Below are 651 nucleotides of genomic sequence, written 5' to 3' on the forward strand. Positions count from 1 at the left end.
GTCATTAAGAATGACAGAAAAGAATATTATAAATCCAGCAGTTATGGTTACTCATATTGGAGGACTTGATAGTGCAGCTGATGCCACACTTAAATTAACAGAAGTACCAGCAGGTAAAAAATTGATATATACTAATATATTTATGGATATTACAGCAATAGACGAATTTGAGGAAAAAGGCAAAAAAGATCCACGTTTTAAAAAATTAGCAGAAATTGCAAAAAACAATAAGGGACTTTGGTCTTTAGAGGCAGAGACATATTTACTTGAAAATTGGAAAACTAAATAATACGAAAATTAAATGATAAAAAAAGATACAGGATTAAATAAAATTCCTGTATCTTTTTTTTATACTATTAAACAAAGACCATCTATTCAATATTGAGTAGATGGTCTTTGTTTAATAAATTATATTTTAATAAAATTATTTACCTAGTAGTTTAAGTGCTTTACTTACAACATTTTCTGTTGTGAATCCAAACTCTTTATATAAAATTTCAGCTTTACCTGAAGCTCCAAATCTATCAATGGAAATTACGTCTCCGTCTATTCCAACATATTTGTGCCAACCGAATGAAGCAGCGGCTTCAATAGCGCGCCTTGTTCTCACAGATGATGGCAATATAGATTCCTTATACTCCTTTGATTGAG

General features: G+C 30.1%; 2 pseudogenes. One reads left to right on the forward strand and one right to left on the reverse strand.

What is annotated here, in order from left to right:
* Nucleotides 1-289 (forward strand): annotated as a pseudogene (locus tag KPL50_RS26695) (L-sorbose 1-phosphate reductase); the annotation flags it as partial.
* A gap of 135 nt (nt 290-424) precedes the next feature.
* On the opposite strand, the pseudogene KPL50_RS26700 reads toward KPL50_RS26695, so the two are convergent.
* Nucleotides 425-651, reverse strand: a pseudogene (locus tag KPL50_RS26700) (transketolase); the annotation flags it as partial.

The sequence above is a fragment of the Clostridium sp. CF012 genome, from assembly GCF_018861755.1.
In the GTDB taxonomy this organism is placed as follows: domain Bacteria; phylum Bacillota; class Clostridia; order Clostridiales; family Clostridiaceae; genus Clostridium_AD.